This window comes from Rhodoferax lithotrophicus (assembly GCF_019973615.1).
Taxonomy (GTDB): domain Bacteria; phylum Pseudomonadota; class Gammaproteobacteria; order Burkholderiales; family Burkholderiaceae_C; genus Rhodoferax; species Rhodoferax lithotrophicus.
This window is the reverse complement of sequence record NZ_AP024238.1, coordinates 95,265-115,793: the sequence shown is the minus strand read 5'-3', so window position 1 is coordinate 115,793 and position 20,529 is coordinate 95,265. Positions and strand designations below refer to the sequence as shown.

The 20,529-nt window shown below is 53.2% G+C and carries 17 protein-coding genes; 2 read left to right on the top strand and 15 right to left on the bottom strand.

Going from position 1 to position 20,529, the window contains the following annotated elements; genetic code table 11:
* Positions 1-26: 26 nt before the first annotated feature.
* The 5 genes from mnmE to rpmH are packed head-to-tail and all read right to left on the bottom strand — an operon-like array spanning position 27 to position 4,042.
* On the bottom strand, positions 27-1,433 hold the full coding sequence (gene mnmE, locus LDN84_RS00515; protein WP_223906567.1) for a tRNA uridine-5-carboxymethylaminomethyl(34) synthesis GTPase MnmE: 1,407 nt from the start codon (positions 1,431-1,433) through the stop codon (positions 27-29).
* A gap of 21 nt (positions 1,434-1,454) precedes the next feature.
* Positions 1,455-3,170 (bottom strand): membrane protein insertase YidC, encoded by a 1,716-nt coding sequence (yidC, locus tag LDN84_RS00510; RefSeq protein ID WP_223906564.1) that lies wholly within the window; start codon positions 3,168-3,170, stop codon positions 1,455-1,457.
* A complete protein-coding gene (gene yidD, locus LDN84_RS00505) occupies positions 3,167-3,451 on the bottom strand; it encodes a membrane protein insertion efficiency factor YidD (RefSeq protein ID WP_223906561.1) in 285 nt (94 codons plus the stop codon). The genes yidC and yidD overlap by 4 nt, the downstream gene beginning before the upstream one ends.
* Positions 3,448-3,855 (bottom strand): ribonuclease P protein component, encoded by a 408-nt coding sequence (locus LDN84_RS00500; protein WP_223906558.1) that lies wholly within the window; start codon positions 3,853-3,855, stop codon positions 3,448-3,450. The genes yidD and LDN84_RS00500 overlap by 4 nt, the downstream gene beginning before the upstream one ends.
* A gap of 52 nt (positions 3,856-3,907) precedes the next feature.
* Positions 3,908-4,042 (bottom strand): 50S ribosomal protein L34, encoded by a 135-nt coding sequence (rpmH, locus tag LDN84_RS00495; protein ID WP_006299042.1) that lies wholly within the window; start codon positions 4,040-4,042, stop codon positions 3,908-3,910.
* A 1,000-nt stretch (positions 4,043-5,042) separates the two neighbouring features.
* Here rpmH and LDN84_RS00490 point away from each other — a divergent pair.
* Positions 5,043-5,966, top strand: coding sequence for a LysR family transcriptional regulator ArgP (locus tag LDN84_RS00490; RefSeq protein ID WP_223906555.1), 924 nt, complete (start codon positions 5,043-5,045; stop codon positions 5,964-5,966).
* 44 nt (positions 5,967-6,010) lie between these two features.
* Here the strand turns inward: LDN84_RS00490 and LDN84_RS00485 are convergent, their stop codons facing one another.
* From LDN84_RS00485 to LDN84_RS00475, 3 genes are all read right to left on the bottom strand, one after another.
* On the bottom strand, positions 6,011-6,430 hold the full coding sequence (locus LDN84_RS00485) for a universal stress protein (RefSeq protein WP_223906551.1): 420 nt from the start codon (positions 6,428-6,430) through the stop codon (positions 6,011-6,013).
* A 413-nt stretch (positions 6,431-6,843) separates the two neighbouring features.
* Positions 6,844-8,691 (bottom strand): phosphoenolpyruvate carboxykinase (GTP), encoded by a 1,848-nt coding sequence (locus LDN84_RS00480; RefSeq protein WP_223906548.1) that lies wholly within the window; start codon positions 8,689-8,691, stop codon positions 6,844-6,846.
* 261 nt (positions 8,692-8,952) lie between these two features.
* Positions 8,953-10,155, bottom strand: a complete 1,203-nt coding sequence (locus LDN84_RS00475; protein ID WP_223906546.1) for a threonine ammonia-lyase — start codon at positions 10,153-10,155, stop codon at positions 8,953-8,955.
* 237 nt (positions 10,156-10,392) lie between these two features.
* Here LDN84_RS00475 and LDN84_RS00470 point away from each other — a divergent pair, with 237 nt between their 5' ends.
* Positions 10,393-12,219, top strand: a complete 1,827-nt coding sequence (locus LDN84_RS00470; protein ID WP_223906543.1) for a sensor domain-containing diguanylate cyclase — start codon at positions 10,393-10,395, stop codon at positions 12,217-12,219.
* A 46-nt stretch (positions 12,220-12,265) separates the two neighbouring features.
* Here LDN84_RS00470 and mgrA read toward each other — a convergent pair whose 3' ends face one another.
* From mgrA to LDN84_RS00435, 7 genes are all read right to left on the bottom strand, one after another.
* A complete protein-coding gene (mgrA, locus tag LDN84_RS00465; RefSeq protein WP_223906540.1) occupies positions 12,266-13,309 on the bottom strand; it encodes an L-glyceraldehyde 3-phosphate reductase in 1,044 nt (347 codons plus the stop codon).
* 50 nt (positions 13,310-13,359) lie between these two features.
* The gene (locus LDN84_RS00460; protein WP_317134821.1) at positions 13,360-15,873 is read right to left on the bottom strand and encodes a bifunctional diguanylate cyclase/phosphodiesterase; all 2,514 of its coding nucleotides are present in this window, start codon (positions 15,871-15,873) and stop codon (positions 13,360-13,362) included.
* A 121-nt stretch (positions 15,874-15,994) separates the two neighbouring features.
* Complete coding sequence (locus LDN84_RS00455) at positions 15,995-17,518, bottom strand: methyl-accepting chemotaxis protein (protein ID WP_223906534.1); 1,524 nt, start codon at positions 17,516-17,518, stop codon at positions 15,995-15,997.
* A 129-nt stretch (positions 17,519-17,647) separates the two neighbouring features.
* Complete coding sequence (locus tag LDN84_RS00450) at positions 17,648-18,031, bottom strand: bacteriohemerythrin (RefSeq protein WP_223906531.1); 384 nt, start codon at positions 18,029-18,031, stop codon at positions 17,648-17,650.
* Positions 18,032-18,106: 75 nt separating this feature from the next.
* On the bottom strand, positions 18,107-19,174 hold the full coding sequence (cheB, locus tag LDN84_RS00445; protein ID WP_223906528.1) for a protein-glutamate methylesterase/protein-glutamine glutaminase: 1,068 nt from the start codon (positions 19,172-19,174) through the stop codon (positions 18,107-18,109).
* Positions 19,171-19,707, bottom strand: a complete 537-nt coding sequence (locus tag LDN84_RS00440; RefSeq protein ID WP_223906525.1) for a chemotaxis protein CheD — start codon at positions 19,705-19,707, stop codon at positions 19,171-19,173. Before LDN84_RS00440 ends, cheB begins: the two co-directional genes overlap by 4 nt.
* Before the next feature lie 7 nt (positions 19,708-19,714).
* On the bottom strand, positions 19,715-20,524 hold the full coding sequence (locus tag LDN84_RS00435) for a CheR family methyltransferase (RefSeq protein WP_223906522.1): 810 nt from the start codon (positions 20,522-20,524) through the stop codon (positions 19,715-19,717).
* Between the last annotated feature and the right edge of the window lie 5 nt (positions 20,525-20,529).

Below are 20,529 nucleotides of genomic sequence, written 5' to 3'. Positions count from 1 at the left end.
TTACGTTCCCTTCAAACATGAGAAATCTATTTGCCAATACAAAAGCTAGAGAAGATGACACCCAGCAAATCATCTGAAGTGAATTCTCCGGTAATCACGCAGAGCGCATTTTGCGCCAGACGCAGCTCTTCGGCCAATAAATCCAAGGCTTGGCTATGAATATCAAGATACATTTGAGCGGCCTGAAGATGCATTTGCACTGCATGTAGCGCCTGCACATGACGCGCGCGGGCAATAAAAACGCCTTCTGTCGCGGACTGCCAGCCTGCCAGCTGCAACAAGCGTGCACGCAAAACGTCCAGTCCGGAGCCATTTTTGGCAGACAAAAGCAGGCCTTCGCCCACGTGTGCAAGGGTGACCGCATCCGCTTTGTTCCAGACATGGATGATGGGGACTGATTTGGAAAGCTTTCCGGCCATGACCTCTGCGATATGAGCGTCATCAGCTCTGTATTCAGGAGCATCACAGCGGGTCAAATCGTGTAAAAAAAGCACTGCGTCGGCCTGGGTAATAGCCTCCCAGGCGCGTGCAATGCCTATTTGCTCAACCTCATCCACACCGTCACGCAGACCTGCTGTGTCAATGACATGCAGCGGAACACCTTCAATCTGAATGGTTTGCTGCACCTTGTCACGGGTGGTGCCTGGGATTGCCGTGACGATGGCCAACTCTGCGCCTGCCAACGCATTGAGCAGGGATGATTTGCCTGCATTGGGCTGTCCGGCAATAACCACCTTGATACCCTCGCGCAGCAAGGCACCCTGTCGCGCCCGGCCCAGCACGGAGTCCAAGGATTGCTGCAAATTCGAGAGCTGTCCATGCGCGTCAGCCTTGCGCAGGAAGTCAATTTCTTCTTCAGGAAAATCCAAGGTGGCTTCCACCAGCATACGCAGGTGGATCAAGGCATCCCGCAGGTGATGAATCTCTTGCGAGAACGCGCCAGACAGTGAACGCGTGGCACTGCGTGCGGCCGCCTCGGTGCTGGCATCAATCAAATCGGCAATGGCCTCTGCCTGTGCCAGATCGAGTTTGTTGTTCAGGAAAGCTCGCTCTGAAAATTCACCCGGCAAAGCCACGCGTAAATGCGGCAGCAACGGCAAGCTGTCGGGGCCGCTTTGGGCAGCGGCTTGCAAGCAACGCGAGAGTAATAGCTGCAGAACCACCGGTCCACCATGGGCTTGCAGTTCCAGAACATCTTCTCCGGTGAAGGAGTTCGGGCCAGGGAAAAAGAGGGCCAGCCCCTGATCAATGGCTACACCATCGGCATCCAGAAATGGGGTGTAAGTGGCCTCGCGTGGTTTCAAACCACGCGCGCACAAGGCCTGACTGATAGCTGTTAGACCTCGCCCACTGATACGCACAATGCCCACAGCCCCGCGACCAGGTGCTGTGGCAATCGCCACAATCGGGTCTTGGTGGCGCGGCAAACTCACGTCAGCTCAAGCCCGATGGGTTCAAAACTTGGGTAAATGGAACTTGGGCGGCACACCCATACGCACGTTGATCACCCATTGTTGGGCAATGGACAGCACATTGTTGGTGATCCAGTACAGCACCAAACCAGACGGGAAAAAGAAGAACATCACGCTGAAAGCAAGAGGCATGAACCACATCATCTTGGCCTGCATGGGGTCCGGTGGCGCTGGGTTCAATGAGGTTTGCAACATGGTTGTGAGTGCCATCACAATGGGCAAGATATACCATGGGTCAGGTGAAGACAAGTCATGAATCCATCCGATCCATGGCGTGTTGCGCATTTCCACGCTGGCCAGCAACACCCAGTACAAGGCAATAAATACCGGAATTTGAATCATGATCGGGAAGCAGCCGCCCATCGGGTTGACTTTTTCTTCGCGATAGATACGCATCATCTCTTGTTGCATCTGCTGTGGGTTGTCTTTCAGGCGTTCACGCATTTCTGTGATACGCGGGTTGACGGCTTTCATCTTGGCCATGCTGGCGTACGCTTTCGCATTCAGCCAGTAAAAGGCAATTTTGAGCAACAGCACCAATGACATGATGGACCAACCCCAGTTGTTGATCACCACATGTAGTTTGTCCAGCAACCAGTACAGCGGTTTGGCAAGAATCGTCAACCAGCCATAGTCTTTGACCAGCTCCAAACCAGGAGTGAGTGCTTCAAGTTTTTTCTCTTCTTGAGGACCTGCAAACAAGCGTGCCTCAACGGTTTTGCGAGCACCAGGAGCAATCGATTCCAATGGCGCAATCATGCCGACAGAATACAGATTGGTGTCCACCTTGCGCATGAATAGATCACGTTGAATACCGTCACCCAGCAACCATGCGCTTGCAAAGTAGTGCTGCACCATGGCTACGTAACCATTACTGGCGGATTTTTCGATGTCCACCTTGCCTTTTTCAATGTCAGCAAACTCCACTTTTTGGTATTTCTTGGCTTCGGTGTAAACCGCTGGCCCTGTGAAAGTGGAGTAGAACGATGATTCGCCCGCAGGTTTGTTGCCATCGCGTACCAATTGCAGGTAGAGCTGCGCATTAACCGGACTCGTTCCCACATTGATGACTTCGTGTTTCACGGTTACGACATAACTGCCGCGTGTCAATGTATAGGTTTTGACCAACTTTGCGCCACCCACTTCAGTCGATTCAAAACGTAATTCAATAGATTGAACACCCTCGGCCAGAGTGCGTTCGCCTGGCATCAACGTCATCACTGACTTGTGAGTGGGTAGTGCAGCCCCTACCGTGGCAGAAATTAAGCCAGACTGTGCCATATAAACACGGTCTTTGCTGTCATCCAGCAAAACAAAATTGCGGGTTTTGTCCGCCATGTCAACATGTTTGAGTAACTCTACATGCACTAACGAGCCGCCTTCGGTGTCAAAGGTCAACTTAAACACATCGGTTTGTGCGACTACTTTTTCATGGGCCAACACAGGGGCATTGGTTTGAGGCACATTTAAGGCTGTAGTGCCCGTGATTTGAGCAGGAGTAGCTACACTATTTGAAGCACTTGGAACCCCGTTCGAGTTGCTAGCCGAACCTGCTGGTTTTGGCGCCTGAGCTGCAGTTTGTGTTGCGCCAGGGAAAAACGTCGGCTTGCGCCCGTTATAAACCTGCCATTGATCCCACAGCATGACCAGGGAAAAACCAAAAATCACCCACAGAATGGTGCGACGAATATCGTTCATGAGGACTTCTTTTGAGTGGAAGAGGAAATCAACCGGGAAAACATATCGGGCTTGGCCGGGTCAGTGATGCCTGGCACAGGATCAAGCCCGCCTTGACACCAAGGATGGCAACGCCCAATTCTGGCCAGCGTCAAATAACTGCCCTTGAGCGCACCAAAGCGCTCCAGAGCCTGAAGCGAATAAGCTGAGCAAGTGGGTTCAAACCGGCAAGATGAGCCTAACCATGGGCTCAGCAATAAGCGGTAGCCCCGAACTACCCCAATCAACATACGCTTGATCATGTTGTCCCCTGGGGTGGGTTGGTCGTGGCCCGGGTGAAAAGCTGTTGCAGTTCGGCACGCACAGCAGCCTTGAGTGCGCATGAGGTGGCACTGACAAAACGTGTTTTATCAAAACCAGCACGCAACCGAACCACATGAGCAGCAGACTTCAACTCATGCTCAAAATCTTGACTCAAAGCGTAAATCTGGCGCTTGATAGCGTTACGTGTTACTGCGCGCTTAGCCCACCGTTTGGGCACCATGGCACCCATCCAGACATCTTGCACCGCAAACAAGGGCTGACGTGCGCCCCCTTCAGGTTGCTCGTCCAGTGCCAGACTATGCAGCGCAAAATGTGGTGTTCGGGACAAAGTCAAACCCGCCAACACAGCTTGAAACTGGGAGCGGCTTTGAAGACGTTGCAAAACAGGATGCCTTTGCAGAATAGATCAGCAACAGGCCAAACTCACCAACGGTTTAGACGGCCAGACGCTTACGGCCTTTGGCGCGACGTGCATTGATCACGGCACGACCGCCACGGGTTTTCATGCGAACCAAAAAGCCGTGAGTACGGGCGCGACGGATCTTGGAAGGTTGGTAAGTGCGTTTCATTTTTAGATAATCCTCAGAGGGCTCATAAGCGACGGACCCTGCATGTTTATCACGCCAAGGGCCTTGTCGATGTTCAGTTTTCTCCTGAACAGTTCAGGGGAACCTTGGATTATCGCAAACTTTCAATCTCGTCGGAAAAAGATTGGTTTACATGGATGCAATTCAAGGTAATGTTGTGAGTTTCTCACCTGCTCAATGGGCCACCATTGAAACCATCGCCACCCACGGGGTCGAGCTGATATGCACGGTTCGGCAGATTGCCCCGCCAAGATAGCGGCACCATGTGGCACGCATGCGCCCCTGTTCAGCGGGGCTGACCAAATAACACAGGTTTACGGTGCAGCCAAAGTCTGACATCAACTCCACCGGGAAGATGAGCAGGTTTGCGTCAACCCCCACCGGCAGTTAGGACTCATCGAATTATTCCACCGGCCAAAGCTAAAGAAAACGACGATCAGTTCCTCTCCGAGAAGGCCACTTCCATGGCATTCACTTAACTCCATGCAACATGGGAGGATTCAGTTTTCATCCATACGAGCTCGCTGCTGTGAAAGTTGAACTAGTTGTCCCTTTTGAATGAACTACAGTCAGAACATCTTATGGAATTTGAAAAATCGCCAATCCAGCATCCGGGCCTAGCCAGGCTGACGCTACCATTAGCATAATGATCGGTTACGGGCTAACCAGTACAGATTAAATACATAAAGATATGCGATCAAATTCCGGGGTTGTTTCTCCACAGGATTTATTAACTTAGACATTTTGCAAAGTGAAATTTATCCGCTTTGAGCGCCCATCCCCCCAAGGGTCATGCGGGACACCATGAAGATGAATGAAATCAGATGCATAACATGGTTGATCAGCCGCAGTAGGTACTAGCGGTTCTTTCGACATCGCATCGCAGCGCAGCGGATACACACAGATCATTCAGCATGTTGCCTATCGGAAAATGCAGTAAAACCCTGAAAAAGTAAGGTCTTAACCCTTATTGAATATACCTATGAGCACATTTGATCCTGACGCGTTGGAGTGCCTAGCGGCCATTGTGGAAGAAGGTGGCTTTGAACGTGCAGCGGTGCGTTTATCGATTACCCAGTCGGCGGTATCGCAGCGCCTGCGCTCACTAGAGGTGCAAGTGGGTACAGTCCTGATTGTGCGTAGTCGTCCCTTGAAAGCAACTACAGCGGGGCGTTTACTTTTGAAGCACGCGATGCAAATGCGCTTGTTGCGCGCCGACTTGGAGCGTGATTTGAAGGATATGGCCCCTGGTGTGGCTGGCATGGCGGGAGAAGACGAGCGCATCTCGATTGCCATCAATGCTGACAGCATTGCAACTTGGGCGTTGCCCGCATTGAGTCCTCTGGCCCACCAAGGATTGGGGCTGGAGATCATCACCGACGATCAGGACTTTACTTTTGAGTGGCTACGCGAAGGCCGAGTACTTGGCTGTGTGACCACACTGCCTGCTGCACTACGCAGTTGCAAGGTGGTTCCGCTGGGAGCCATGCGCTATTTGGCCGTGGCACAAGCTGCCTTTGCTGCCGAGCGTTGCCCAGATGGCTTGACGGCGCACAACTTCAGCAAACTGCCATTCATTGCATTCAATCGCAAAGATGATTTGCAGTCTGAGTTCGTAGCGCATGCCTGTGGTCTCAAACACGTGTCATTGAGCCAAATGTATGTACCTAGCTCCATCGGTCAAGTGCGCGCAGTGCTTGATGGATGGGGCATGAGCGTGTTGCCAGAGCTACTGGTGCGCGAGCATTTGCGCTCCGGCACGCTGGTCGATTTAATGCCTGGGCAAGCCTTGCCCGTGGCGCTGTACTGGCATTGCTGGAACCTGGAGTCTGCGGTGCTTGATGCCCTTACACAAGCACTGAAAACTGCAGCAGACATTGTTTTGGTCCGTATGCCAATAGCCTGAGAGTGCTTGCTGAAATGACGTAAGACGCTATGTAATTTCAGGCGTTAGCGAACAATTAGCACAGGTACTTTGCAGCTGGCCAGTACTTGTGTAGCGACTGAACCCACCACCAGATTAACCAACGAACCGCGGCCGTGGGATCCCATCACAACCAGATCAAACTTGCCTTCTTCAGCCATTTTGGCAATCAACTCACCAGGTTTACCAGTTTTCCAACTACATTTCGCGATGACACCGTGACGCTCTAGAAACTTGGTCACCGGTCCCATGACACGCTGGCCTTCATCTTCGTAGTACTTGTGTACCAGTTCTTTACCTAGTGCGGCTCGTGCTTGAGTTGGTAGTACCAGTTGCGCAGTGAAGGCTGTGTACTCATTTTTGAGAGAGAACAATTCATGTGCGGCAAGATAGGCCAGCATTTTTTTGGTGTAGCTACTGCCATCAACGGCCAGAAGAATCTTCATCGGAGCTCCTAATTATGAGACGGTCAGTTTACCCAATGCTGGCTTTCCTGTGTTGCCTGATGTCAAGAAACTGTCAGTCTTACTCGATCTCTAAATCATCTCCATCGTTGATATCTCGCCTTGTCTTGCATCTGTAATTCCTGCAGCTTGATGCCTAGAAACCATTGATTTAGAAGTGAAATTGCAAGGAATACGCAACCCGGATCCAGGGTAGGTTTGCTTATTTTTATAGACGTAACCCAAGTGACGGGCCTGTACGAGACATCCCAGATACTTCGCAATTATCTGGATCAGTTTGGTTCACATACATTCACAGCCTCCATGGAGGACACACGTTGTTGCCAGGAAAAGACCACTGGGGAAGCTGTCTTTTTCCTGCGTCGGTCTAGGCACAAAGACTGTGAATAAATGCTTTAACCGTTCAGGCGTTGCTCCAACGCGGTCTTGGTTTCAATTAGCTCTTTAGGCATATGGTGGGCAAGTTGCTCAAAATGGGCATCGTGCAATTTGAATTCCTCCACCCATGCAGCCTTGTCGATGCTGGTGACAGTATCAAACTGCTCGGCAGTAAAAGGCATACCAGTCCAGGTGAGTTCATCAAAGAGCGGAGCTACGCCAAACAGAGTGTCCACACCTTGGGCCGAACCTTCAATGCGGTCAATCATCCACTTGAGTACACGCATGTTGTCTCCATAACCTGGCCAGACAAATTTGCCATTGGCCCCCTTACGGAACCAGTTCACACAATAAATTTTTGGTAAGGTGTGGCCGGATTCTTCGAGCTTGTGTTCCATGTCCAGCCAATGCTGGAAGTAATCACTCATGTTGTAACCGCAGAACGGCAACATGGCAAATGGGTCGCGGCGTACCACACCCATCTGACCTACCGCCGCAGCAGTGGTTTCCGAGCCCATGGTTGCCGCCATGTAAACGCCTTCTTTCCAGGTGCGTGCTTCTGTCACCAGCGGCACGGTGGTGGAACGACGACCGCCGAAGATGAATGCATCAATGGCTACGCCAGCAGGGTTGTTCCACTCAGGGTCAAGTGCCGGGTTATTGCCCGCAGCCACAGTGAAGCGTGAGTTGGGGTGTGCAGCCTTGGCGCCGGTTTGTTTGGCGATCTCTGGAGTCCAGTCGTTTCCTTGCCAGTCAATCAGATGGGCTGGCACGCCGCCACCGTCTTGCTCCATGCCTTCCCACCAGACATCACCATCATCCGTGAGTGCCACGTTGGTGAAAATCACGTTTTTGTCCAGGCTGGCCATACAGTTGGGGTTGGTGTGGAAGTTGGTGCCTGGTGCCACGCCAAAATAACCGGCTTCAGGGTTGATGGCGTACATCTTGCCGTCGGCATGGGGTTTGATCCAGGCAATGTCATCGCCGATAGTGGTGACTTTCCAGCCTTCAAAACCAGCGGGGGGCACTAGCATCGAGAAATTGGTCTTGCCGCAGGCACTTGGGAAAGCTGCTGCCACATGGTATTTTTTGCCTTGTGGATTAGTGACACCCAAAATCAACATGTGTTCGGCCAGCCAGCCCTGGTCGCGACCCATGTTGGATGCAATGCGCAATGCAAAACATTTCTTGCCAAGCAGGGCGTTACCACCGTAACCTGAGCCGTGACTCCAGATTTCGCGGGTTTCTGGGAAGTGAACAATGTATTTGTTTTTGTTGCAAGGCCATTTCACATCGGCCTGACCGGCTTCCAGTGGTGCACCAACGGTATGCATGCAGGGCACAAACTCACCATCGGTGCCGAGTACGTCGTACACAGTCTTGCCCATGCGGGTCATGATTTTTTGATTGACGGCCACGTAGGCACTATCGGTCAACTCAATGCCGATGTGCGAAATGTGCGAGCCCAATGGACCCATGCTGAACGGCACCACGTACATGGTGCGCCCTTTCATGCAGCCATCAAACAATGGCTGCAGTGTGGCGCGCATGTCAGCAGGGGCCATCCAGTTGTTGGTGGGGCCAGCATTTTCCTTTTTTTCGCAGCAAATGAATGTACGGTCTTCCACACGGGCTACGTCACTCGGGTCTGAGCAGGCCAAAAAGCTGTTTGGACGCTTGGTTTCGTTGAGTTTGATGAAAGTACCAGCATCTACCAGCTGCTGGCACAGGCGGGCATACTCTTCATCAGAGCCGTCACACCAGTAAATGCTGGCGGGCTTGGTCAGCGCAGCCATTTCTGCCACCCAGGCAATCAACTTGACGTTTTTGACAAAACTAGGCGCGGTTAAATTCAGATCTGACATTTCAGGTAGTTCCTCTAGAGGTTATGAAATAAATGCACTCGTCAAGGGAGCCAGAGTGCCAAAACTCTTTGATTCTAGAGAAGTTGCCCACTGGTTACCTGACAGTTACCTCTATTGCTTTTCAATAGTTGATACAAATTGATGCCTGATTATTGATGTGGCCCTGTGAAGTTTGACTTTTGTTTTTTTAGTTTCTCTCAGTGACCAACTTCAAAAGCACGTCCAACTTAATCAGGCCAGATCCATCGGCGCTGCGTAGCATCAAAGCACCAACTGTGCTTGCAACCCGGCTTGTGCCAATGCAGCCAGCACATCGGTGATATGGTGGGGGCCACGTGTCTGGATGACCAACTCAATTTCAACGTTTTGCGCAGCCAGTGTGGTGAAAGCCCGCTGGTGGTGTACTTCATTGATGTTGGCACCAGCCGATGCCACGGTGGCGGTAATCAGGGCCAGCGTGCCAGGCACGTCCCGGGCACTTACCTTCAGACGCGCCAAGCGGCCAGCGCGCACCATGCCGCGCTCAATGATGGCAGCCAGTAGCAGCGGATCGATATTTCCGCCGGACAGTACCAGCCCCACTTTTTTACCTTTAAACCGATCAGTAAATTTCAGCAGTGCGGCTAATCCGGCTGCCCCCGCACCTTCAACCAGTGTTTTTTCTACTTCAAGCAGCATCACGATGGCTTGTTCAATGTCGCCTTCGTCCACCAGCAGTAAATCGTTGACCAGTGCCTTGATGATGGCTTGCGGCAACTGGCCTGGTGTGCCCACTGCAATACCTTCGGCAATGCTGCTGTTGCCTTGCGGGTAATGTGTGCCTTTGATAGCATTGACCATGGCAGGGAAACGTGTTGTTTGCACGCCGATGATTTCGATGCCTGGCTTGATAGCCCTGGCGGCAACAGCCATGCCGGCAATCAGCCCCCCGCCGCCAATGGCCACAATCAGCGTGTCCAGATCAGGCACGTCAGTCAGCATTTCAAGCGCGACGGTACCTTGACCGGCCACGATGTCGGGGTCGTCATAGGGATGAACAAAAACCAGCTTTTGTTGTTCGGCCAGCACCAAGGCGTGACTGCGTGCTTCATCGAGTGTGTTTCCGTGCAACACAATTTCAGCGTCAAAACCGCGCGTGCGTTCAATTTTGACTCCAGGCGTGAAACACGGCATAACAATCACCGCGCGAATGCCTAGTCGCTGCGCGTGGTAGGCCACCCCTTGCGCATGGTTGCCTGCGCTCATGGCAATCACGCCGCGCGCGCGCTCCTGTTCGCTAAGTTGGGATAGCTTGTTGCAGGCCCCGCGCTCTTTGAATGAGGCCGTGAACTGCAAGTTTTCAAACTTTAAAAACACCTGTGCCCCGGTAATATCCGACAAGGTGCGTGATGCCACGCAAGGTGTACGCAGCACATGATCGTGCAAGCGCTGAGCAGCGCGTTCAATAACAGCCAATTCAAGCATTTTCAAGCTCCAAAACTCGAAATATCCCCCAAATGGGGGATAGACAAACCTGAGTCGCAATTCCAAAATGAGTTGCAAAGATGCAGGTGAGGGCATCTATTTCATCACGACACCCATCTTCCTTCACACTTGTTATGACCCAACAACGCATAAAGATTTGCTGTAGCCGTTCATGGCCGCGCGTTCGCGTAGGTTGATTCGCTGTGTTTTGATTAGTTTTCGAGTTTCCTTGCCGGCATGACAAAGCTCTTTTCACCCACTCACCGCTGGCCCACCGCGCTTCAAGAAAAATTGCGCAGTGAAGTGCTTGAACTTTTGGTTTGTGATGCCTCTCTATCGGACGTTCTAAGAGCTCTCACCGAAGGTATTGCAGGCTTGCAAGTTGGTTTGAGCTGTGCTGTGTTGCTGCTTGACCATCCTGTGGATGGTGCACCCGCCTGCCTTAGGCTAGGAGCCAGCGCCAATTTGCCTGCTTTTTTTGTTTCAGCTCTGGATGGCCTTCAGGTAGCCAATGGCAATGGCGGTTGCGCCACGGCGGCATTCTCCGCCGAGCGGGTGATTGTGAGCGACATCAGTCTTCATCCATATTGGACCAATTACCGTGAATTGGCAACACGCGCTGGGCTGGGTGCCTGTTGGTCGCAGCCGATGCTGGCTGCTGGTCAACAAGTGGTGGGGGTGCTGTCGGTGTACCACCGTACTCCACAAAACCCACATGAGCTTGATCTGGTTACCTTGGCACAACTGGCCAAACTAGCCAGCTTGGCAGTAGTGCAACGGCGTGCCGCTCAGCAACTGCAAGAGAGTGAGGCCCGATTTCGGGCGCTGGCTGAACACACCTCAGAAGCGATCTTGGTGCACCAAAATACACGCATCGTGTACGTCAATCCGGCGGCGATCAAACTGTTTGGTGCCCAAACTGCACAGGATTTACTGGGCACCTGCACCACGGATCGGATTCATCCTGATCATATGGCCCAGCAACTCAAGCGATTGCGTAACATCATCAGTCACCGCACCACCATGCCTTTGGTGGAGTCGCGCTTTCTGCGGCTGGATGGTACGGCGCTGGAAGTCGAGGTACAAGGCACCACCATCGTATTTGACGGGCAAGAGTCGGTGCATGTGTCTATCCGGGACATCACCAAACGCAAATTCAATGAGCAAAGGCTCAAAGTTGCGGCCAGTGTGTTTGGACATGCCCTTGAAGGTATTTTGATTACAACGGTCGAAGGCATCATTGTGGAAGCCAATCAAGCGTTCATCCGCATCACAGGCTATCCGCGTGATGAGTTGCTTGGACGCAATCCACGATTACTTGGTTCAGGACACCACGACAAGATGTTTTATGCCAATTTCTGGCAAAGTCTGATGCAACAGGGGCAATGGTCAGGTGAGCTTTGGAACCGCCGCAAAAATGGCGAAGTGTATGTGCAACTCCAGCACATCAGTGCAGTGTTTGATGACCAAGGCAAAATCACTCATTTTGTTGCGCTGTGCTCGGACATCACCAGCAGGAAAGCACAGGAAGCCAGGCTTGATCAGCTCGCGCACTTTGATACATTGACAGGTTTGCCCAACCGTCGGCTCAAGGCAGACCGTTTGCGACAAGCCATGACACAAACAGTTCGACGGGGCCTGCGCCTGGCTCTGGTGTACATTGATCTGGATGGTTTCAAAGCCATCAATGACACCTATGGCCACGCGGCTGGTGACCATCTATTGGTCAGCTTGGCTCAGCGTATGAAGCAGGTCTTGCGTAATGGCGACACATTGGCGCGTATTGGTGGCGATGAATTTGCTGCCATCCTGGTAGATCTGGAGCACGAACAAGAAAGCAACCCGCTACTGCAACGTCTGCTTAATGCGGCCAGTGAGCCGGTGTCTTTCGGTGACTTGACGTTGCAAGTTTCGGCCAGTCTGGGGGTGACGTTTTACCCCCAGGTGCAAGATATGACATCTGAAGATTTACTCAATCAGGCCGACCATGCAATGTACCGAGCCAAGAAAGCGGGTAAAAACCAACATCACGTGCATGGCCAAACACATATCCTGATGATGTGATTCACCTACATTCCAATCAAGCAGCAGACCACTTCATCGACAGCGATCAAAGCCGCTGATCCGTGCTTGGACGCTTCCACAGATTGATGCTACCTTCGACTGCATGCTCGTCAATGGCTGCAAGCTCGGTAGCGCTGAAGTCCAGATTCCGCAGTGCGCCCACCAGTTCAGTTATTTGTGTAGCTGAACTGGCACCAATCAGGGCGCTGGTCACGCGGGCATCACGAAGTACCCAGGCGGTGGCCATTTGCGCCAGACTTTGACCCCGCGCTTGTGCCATGCCATTCAGGGCGCGCACATGCTTCAGGTTGGTGTCATTTAAAAAATCAGGCTTGAACGAGCTACCACCAGGACGGTTAATGCGCGCATTTTCTGGCACCCCTTTCAAATACTTGTCTGTCAACAGCCCCTGTGCCAATGCGCTGAAGGCAATGCAGCCCATGCCCGTGTCGTTCAGCACAGTGAGTAGGTCTTCTTCAATCCAGCGGTTCAGCAAGCTATAGGATGGCTGGTGAATCAAAGTCCGTACCCCCATGCTTTGTAATATGGCAGCAACCTCACGCGTTTTACCCGCCGAATAACTGCTGATGCCCACATACAAGGCTTTACCCTGCTGCACTGCACTGGCCAAGGCACCACAGGTTTCTTCCAGCGGCGTATCAGGATCAAATCGGTGGCTGTAGAAAATATCCACATAATCCAGGCCCATGCGTTGCAGGCTTTGGTCCAAGCTCGCCAACACGTATTTGCGCGAGCCACCGCCTTGACCATAAGGGCCTGGCCACATGTCATAGCCAGCTTTGCTGGAGATGATCAGTTCGTCGCGATAGGGTTTGAAGTCACGTTTAAGGTGGGTGCCAAAGTTGGCTTCGGCACTGCCATAGGGTGGGCCGTAGTTGTTGGCCAAGTCAAAGTGAGTGATGCCCGCATCGAATGCAGTGCGCAACATGTCCCGTTGGGTTGACAAAGGTGTGGCATCACCAAAGTTGTGCCATAAGCCCAGGCTGATGGCGGGCAGTTTCAGCCCGCTTGTACCGCAGCGGCGGTAGTGCATGGTGTTGTAACGAGTGATGTCAGCCTGGTAATTCATGGAGTGTCCCGTATTCTTGATAAGAAGCTGGGTTGTAGCAGATCAGGGGCTCAATCCTTCAGGTTTTTTTGTTGTTGCAAAAAAGCCGTTGCCGCAGCCACCGGCAGGGGACGGCTGATGAAATAGCCTTGTACCTCGTGGCAACCCTCGGCGCGCAACAATGTCAGCTGATCTTGGGTTTCGACGCCTTCAGCGATGGTTTCAAGTCCCAGACTACGCGCCATGCTGATGATGGCCCGAACAATGGTCAAGTCATCGGCATCGTCACAAATGTCACGCACAAAAGATTGGTCAATCTTGAGTTGTGTGACTGCAAAACGCTTCAGGTAGCTCAGCGAAGAGTAGCCTGTACCAAAGTCATCCATGGACAATCGTACGCCCAACTGGTGCAACTGCGCCATCATGTTCATGGCCTCCACAGGGTCTTGTTGCGCCACGCTTTCGGTCAGCTCAATCTCAAGCCACTGCGCGTCCAAATTGCTTTGTTTCAAGATTTGGCGCACACATTCAGGCAAGTTGGCTTGGTGAAACTGCACCGCAGACACATTCACGGCCACGGTGAGGGGATCCAAGCCCATGTCTTGCCACTGTCGCGCTTGGGCTACAGCGGTTTCCAGCACCCACTGACCTATGGGCAAAATCTGCCCACTGCGCTCGGCTACCGGTATAAATTCTGCCGGAGACACTTGGCCTAGCTCTGGGTGCTGCCAACGAAGTAACGCCTCCATGCCCATGACCTTGCCGGTGCTCAAAGATACTTGTGGTTGGTAATGCAATTCAAGCTGACCGCGTGCCAATGCACGGCGTAACTCGTTGTCCAGCAGCAAGGCGCGAGCGGCATTCACCTGCAACTCGGCGGTAAAAAACTGGTAACAATTTCGGCCCGATTTTTTGGCCAGATACATGGCCACGTCCGCATGTTTGAACAAGCTTTCGGCATCATGGCCATCTTCTGGACACATGGCGATACCTATCGAAGGTGTCACCGTCAGCTCATGTGACTCCACATTCACCGGCACGCAAACCGCTTGCAAAAGCTTTTGGGCTACCCGTGCAGCCCCTTGTGCGCTGGTGTCGGGTAACAATAAGATAAATTCATCGCCACCCAGGCGAGCCACTGTATCTTGCACACGTACAGTGGCTTGCATGCGCTGAGCCAGCGTGACCAGCAAAGCGTCTCCTATCCGGTGGCCCAGCGTATCGTTGATGTTTTTGAAATGATCCAGGTCCAGAAACATCACGCACAAAGAGTCTTTACGCCGATTGGCTTCGTTCAAGGCCTGGGCCATGCGGTCATTAAGCAGCGTGCGGTTGGGCAGTTCAGTGAGAGCATCAAAATAGGCTAATCGGGATACATGCGCTTGGGCCTGCTTGCGGGCTGTAACTTCGTGCGAGATCACGATAAACCGGGGGGGCTGGCCCGCTGCCACCGTCTTGCGTGCGACCGACAATTCAAACCAATGTGGCCCATCAGGCAAGGACAACATCAGTTGTTGTCCGTTGGAAAACCCATCTTGCTGTGCCTGAGCCAGGGCATGGAGCATCACTTGCGCAGCTTCATCGGGCATGACCTGCACGACCGTTTTTCCTAACACATCTGATGCAAAGTCTGCCAGCAATGGGGACGGTGGTACATGACAGGCGTAGTAATGGCCATCCAGTCCCATTTCAAACAAAAGGTCAGGGATGGCATCCAGAGTGGCCGCAAGTTGTCGCTTGGACTCCTGAATGTCCAAGGTGCGTTCACGCACCTGACGCTCCAGATCATTACGCAACAGCAGCTGGCGAACCTGCAATTTGGCCAGATAGGCCAATAACAATGACAGCATCAACCCCACGCCGACCTTGCTGGCCAAGCCCAGAGGGTCACTCCAGCCACGTTGTGGTGCCAGACTCAGCGTCCAACCGCCATTGGGCACCGAAAAACTTTTGTGCACAGGTTCTATCATGGGCTTTACACCAGATTGGGCAATGATCTGAACCTTTCCATTTTCCGGGATAACGCGCCAGAGCATGTACTGATAACCGCGTTGCGCCAACTCGGGCAGGCGCACTGTATCCAGCGCTTGCGGCAATTTCAGTACCACATTAACAAACCCCCAAAAGTAGGAACGGCCATGGGTTTGATCCAGAAAAATGGGTAACCGCGCCACCAGACCCATGCCACCCTGGCGTAATTCAAGCGGGCCTGCCAGTGTCAACTTCCCGGTGTTGCGCGCCATCAGGGTTTCAGTGCGCATCACCGGGTCTTGTAACAAGTTCAGTCCAATGGCTTTTTCATTGCCTTCAATGGGTATTGCATGGTCAATGATGCCGCCAGGGGCTTGGATCAACACGGATGCGCCTGGGTAATTGGGCAGCATTTTGGTGGCTGCCGACTCGAAATTGGTGACCGGCCCTTGTGCCTGCTGTACCAGAGCACCCATGGTGTAGACGGCAGACAACGCACGATCCAAGTGGTTGACGGCTTCATTGGCACGGTCACTGGCCAGTGCATAGGCTTGTGCACGTGCAGTATCAACCCGGCTGCGTTCCAGCTGCCAGATGACGGATGCACTCAGCAACAACGATAGACAAAAAACCAGCATCGCCACCCACCGGGGAGAGTTTGCGGATTTTAAAAACGCAGATGAAACAAACATGAGCAGATTGTGTCAAGACTTTTCAGGAAGGCCCGAAACTCACTTATCCACCCAGCTTGAACACCGCCACGGTTTGTACCAATTCCTGCGCCTGGGATTTCAGGCTGCTGGCTGCGGCAGCCATTTCCTCCACCAGCGCCGCATTCTGCTGGGTCACCTGATCCATTTGGGTGACCGCTTCACCCACCTGGCTGACCCCCTGGCTTTGCTCGTTGCTGGCCGCGCTGATTTCGCCCATGATGTCGGTCACCCGGCGAATGCTGTTGACCACCTCCTGCATGGTGATGCCCGCCTGATCCACCAGTGTGGTGCCTTGTTCAACCCGCTCGACACTGGTGTTGATCAAGGCCTTGATTTCCTTGGCGGCTTCGGCACTGCGTCCGGCCAGTGAGCGCACCTCGGAGGCCACTACGGCAAAGCCACGGCCTTGCTCACCGGCACGGGCGGCTTCCACGGCGGCATTCAGCGCCAGGATGTTGGTCTGGAAGGCAATGCCGTCTATGACGCTGATGATGTCGCTGATCTTGCGGCTGGCCTCATTGATGCCTTTCATGGTGTGCACCACTTGGGACACGACCTCACCACCTTGCACGGCGACGCTGCTGGCGTTCATGGCCAGCTGGTTGGCCTGGCGGGCGTTGTCGGCGTTTTGTTTGACGGTGGAGGACAACTCTTCCATGCTGGCGGCGGTTTGCTCCAGGGCGCTGGCTTGGTGTTCGGTGCGATTGCTCAGGTCTTGACTGCCTTGCGCAATTTCATCCGTTGCGGTGGCGATGCCGCTGGCAGAATTGCGTACATCACGCACCATGGCAGCTAACGAAGACTCCATTTGCATCAATATCCCCATCAAACTGTCAACTCCGCCAATGTTGTTCAGACCAGTGGTCAGATCTCCCTGCGATACCCTTGTCAGGGCGGCGCGCGCCTGAGCTGGATCACCACCCAATTCAGCGCGAACACTGGTTTGCATCTTCAGGCTCATGCCCAAAGTCACCAGCGCAGCAACCAGCGCCATGACCAGTGACAGCACAACGGCCTGATGCGTGATGTCCGTCACGCGTTGGTGTGCCGCTATGGAGCTTTTTTCTGCATACTGGCTTTGCTTGAGCAGTTCTGCCTTCAAGGCTCGCCAAGCTGGCGTTTCTTCTTTGTTCAGAACCGCCACAGCCTCTTGAGGTGAGGCCATGTGTGAAAACACATTTTCTTGGGCTTTCGCTTGTATCGCCCGCAGTGGTGGCAGCTGATCCAGTGCGGTTTCAAAGGCACTGCCCTTGGCGCTTTGCCGCGTTTCTGCATACGCTTTGTCGTAGGCTATCCGCGCTGCTTTGAAATTGTCCATGGCTTTGGGGTTTTGCGGGTCCAGCAGCACATTGCGCAAAGCCTGCCCCATTTGCAAACCTTGGGCATACATATCCGTCAAACCACGATCAACGGCTTGTTCGGTACGAATGTACCGATCAAACTCCCGCTGCGTATTGAGCAAAGCGCCAATACTGATGATCAGTCCGACCACAAAAATCAGGGCTGGAACAATACCAAAAAGGGTGATTCGTGAACTGAATTTCATGTAATTTCTCCTGACTGTTCAAGCATTTCAATCTGCATCCAAATATGCAGATGCTGTTTCCTGTCAACAGAAACAATGGGGTTTAGCCTACCTTGTTTGCCGTAGCGGCCTCACCCAGGTTGACCCCAATTACTTTGGGGTGTTCATGAAAGTGGCTATCGCAGCATCGTCCAATGGAATATGGTGAAGGGCCCAATCGTTCATAAGCTGTGTGAGCGCCGGTTTATTAAATACGCCTTGACCCACTTCCTGACTGATGGTGTTGAGTCTGCTCAGCAGCTTGTTGTGGTAGTGAGTATGCACTTCCAAATCCGGGAACTTCATCTTGCGCATCAGGTTTTCTTCTTGCTCGAAGTGCTCTCGTGTGTGTTTGTACAACTGCATGATCAAGCTGCGCATCGTGACCACGTTGTCGGCATCCATCAAGGCGTTGGTCAGATCAAACAAATGCCGATGTTGTTGGTCAATGTCAGCCTGACCAAGGTTGTAGGCTTCTTTCCATTCGATACCCATCGTTGTTCTCCAACAAATAGTTAATATGCAATATAGGTGAATCAGCAGCGTGGTGCCTTGAGAAAGATCAGCTATTCAGTGCACCATAACACCTGAGAGTTGCAGCATGATTTCCCGGCCAATGGCTGTCAAGGGCACAGACTTTTCAACACCACCACGTTTCACGGCCTCTTTGGGCATACCGTACACCACGCAGCTGGCCTCGTCTTGCGCCACCGTGCGGGCCCCGGCCTTGCGCATCTCGGCCAACCCGGCCGCACCATCATCCCCCATGCCGGTCATGATCACGCCCAGGGCATTGGCCCCGGCGCATTTGGCCACCGAGCGAAATAACACGTCTACCGATGGCCGGTGCCGGTTGACCAGTGGGCCGTCCATCACCTCCACGTAATACTGTGCGCCGGTACGACGCAGCAGCATGTGTTTGCCACCTGGCGCAATCAAGGCCCTGCTGTTGATGACACGGTCATTGTTTTGCGCTTCTTTCACCTCAATCTGGCATAAGCTGTTTAACCGTTCGGCAAAAGCGGCGGTGAATTTTTCAGGCATGTGTTGCACGATCACGATGCCGGGGGTGACCCGTGGCAAGCTGGTCAGCACCACTTCCAGCGCCTGAGTTCCCCCGGTGGAGGTGCCCAGCGCCACAACACGCTCGGTGGTCTGGATCATGGCACTGTGTTTGTCAGCCGCAGGCATGATGACATCGGCCGTGTTTTTGGCCTGAACCTTGAGTGCGCGTACATTGGATTGCGCCGCGGCCTTGACAGCCGTCACCATGTCTTGCGAAGCATCTTCCAGAAACTGTTTCAAGCCAATCTTGGGCTTGGTGATGATGGCAACGGCACCAGCGGCTAGCGCTTGCATGGAAGTTTGCGCGCCCGCCTCGGCCAGGGTGGAGCAAATGACCACGGGTGTAGGGCGCTCAGCCATCACTTTTTTAAGGAAAGTGATGCCATCCATACGCGGCATTTCAATGTCGAGCACGATCACATCGGGCCATTGCACCTTCATGCGGGCAATGGCCAAAATCGGGTCAGCGACGGCGGCCATGACCTCAATCCCTGGGTCTTGCGCCAATTGGCTGGCCACGACCTGACGCACCACTGCGGAATCGTCGACAACCAAGACTTTGATACGGCTCATCGTTGTATTCCTTTGACTGCGTAATGGTCTGCAAAACTCTCCAGCCGGGAAGGTTTCACCTGACGCGACCAAACATCCCCGTTGCTGACATTAAAAATAATCTGGCGGTGACCTTCACCATACAGGCTTTCCGTGACCACCTCAATGCCATGGCGCTGCAACAGTGCACGTGCAGCTTCACCATTGCGCTGGCCGACGGTTATTTTGCTGGCATGTGTGTGGCCGGGAAACATATTCCCTCCGCCAAAAACCTTGGCTAGACAATGCTTGTGGTTGATGCCTGCCGCCTTCAGATCCTTGAACATCAGGAGCAGTGCCTCGTCCCCATAACGACCATCCAACTCATGCTCCAGCACTTGGTTACCCCGAGTAGGTAACAAAAAATGGGACATGCCGCCTATACGAGATACCGGATGCCACAAGGTAATGGATACACACGAGCCGAGAATGGTGCGTATCTGAAACCCGGCATCGGCGACAAACAGTTCGCCCGGCTGCAAAAAAATATCCATCAGGTCTTTTAAACGGGCCATGGTCAACTCAACAAGGTTTTTGGTAGATGGACGGAGCGACCATACGCACGGCGGTTGTGATGTCGTTGAGACTTTCTGAATGACCAATGCAAAAATATCCGCCAGGCTTGATGGCCGAGATCACTCGCGCAACCACCTCACGTTTGGTTTCCTGGTTGAAGTAAATCATCACATTTCGCAAAAACACCAAATCAAATTGACCCAGTTGCGGCAAAGCGGTGTTCAGATTCAGGTGGCGAAACGTGACCTTGCTGCGCAAATTGCGCTCTACCAACAGCATGCCCTCATAAGTACCCGTACCTTTGCGGCAAAAGCGGCGTAAATAGTCTGGCGGAATGTGGCGGCCACGCTCCATGGAGTACAGCGCACGGCGCGCACCGGCCAGCACCCGGGTGCTGATGTCGGTACCCAAAATTTCCCATGGTGTGGTTTGCATGCAATCTGCCAGCACCATGGCCATGCTGTAGGCCTCTTCACCGCTGGAACTCGCCGCACTCCACACACGGTAGGCTTCCGGCCGACTACGTGCCACCAGCGCCTGGGTGCGCATGAACTCAAAGTGTTTGATTTCCCTGAAGAAATAGGTTTCATTGGTGGTCAGCAAGTCGACCGCCATTTGCACTTCATCCGGGTGCAGGCCGCTGGAAAGTAGCTTGAAATACGCACCAAAACTCTCCAGACCGTGGATGTCCAACCGTTTGGCCAGCCGCCCGGTGACCAGCGCTTTTTTGGCATCGGCCATGGAAATGCCGGCTGCGTCAAAAATAAAGCGCTGGAACTGGGCAAATTCAGCATCGGTAATGGATTTCACCTGCAATTCGG

Excerpts from the sequence above, each read along its gene's own strand:
- cheB (WP_223906528.1), bottom strand. The coding sequence starts at position 19,174 with ATGAGCCGTATCAAAGTCTTGGTTGTCGACGATTCCGCAGTGGTGCGT.
- LDN84_RS00440 (WP_223906525.1), bottom strand. The coding sequence starts at position 19,707 with ATGGCCCGTTTAAAAGACCTGATGGATATTTTTTTGCAGCCGGGCGAA.
- yidD (WP_223906561.1), bottom strand. The coding sequence starts at position 3,451 with ATGATCAAGCGTATGTTGATTGGGGTAGTTCGGGGCTACCGCTTATTG.
- LDN84_RS00470 (WP_223906543.1), top strand. The coding sequence starts at position 10,393 with ATGACAAAGCTCTTTTCACCCACTCACCGCTGGCCCACCGCGCTTCAA.
- LDN84_RS00480 (WP_223906548.1), bottom strand. The coding sequence starts at position 8,691 with ATGTCAGATCTGAATTTAACCGCGCCTAGTTTTGTCAAAAACGTCAAG.
- LDN84_RS00485 (WP_223906551.1), bottom strand. The coding sequence starts at position 6,430 with ATGAAGATTCTTCTGGCCGTTGATGGCAGTAGCTACACCAAAAAAATG.
- LDN84_RS00475 (WP_223906546.1), bottom strand. The coding sequence starts at position 10,155 with ATGCTTGAATTGGCTGTTATTGAACGCGCTGCTCAGCGCTTGCACGAT.
- LDN84_RS00450 (WP_223906531.1), bottom strand. The coding sequence starts at position 18,031 with ATGGGTATCGAATGGAAAGAAGCCTACAACCTTGGTCAGGCTGACATT.
- rpmH (WP_006299042.1), bottom strand. The coding sequence starts at position 4,042 with ATGAAACGCACTTACCAACCTTCCAAGATCCGTCGCGCCCGTACTCAC.
- LDN84_RS00455 (WP_223906534.1), bottom strand. The coding sequence starts at position 17,518 with ATGAAATTCAGTTCACGAATCACCCTTTTTGGTATTGTTCCAGCCCTG.
- mgrA (WP_223906540.1), bottom strand. The coding sequence starts at position 13,309 with ATGAATTACCAGGCTGACATCACTCGTTACAACACCATGCACTACCGC.
- LDN84_RS00490 (WP_223906555.1), top strand. The coding sequence starts at position 5,043 with ATGAGCACATTTGATCCTGACGCGTTGGAGTGCCTAGCGGCCATTGTG.
- yidC (WP_223906564.1), bottom strand. The coding sequence starts at position 3,170 with ATGAACGATATTCGTCGCACCATTCTGTGGGTGATTTTTGGTTTTTCC.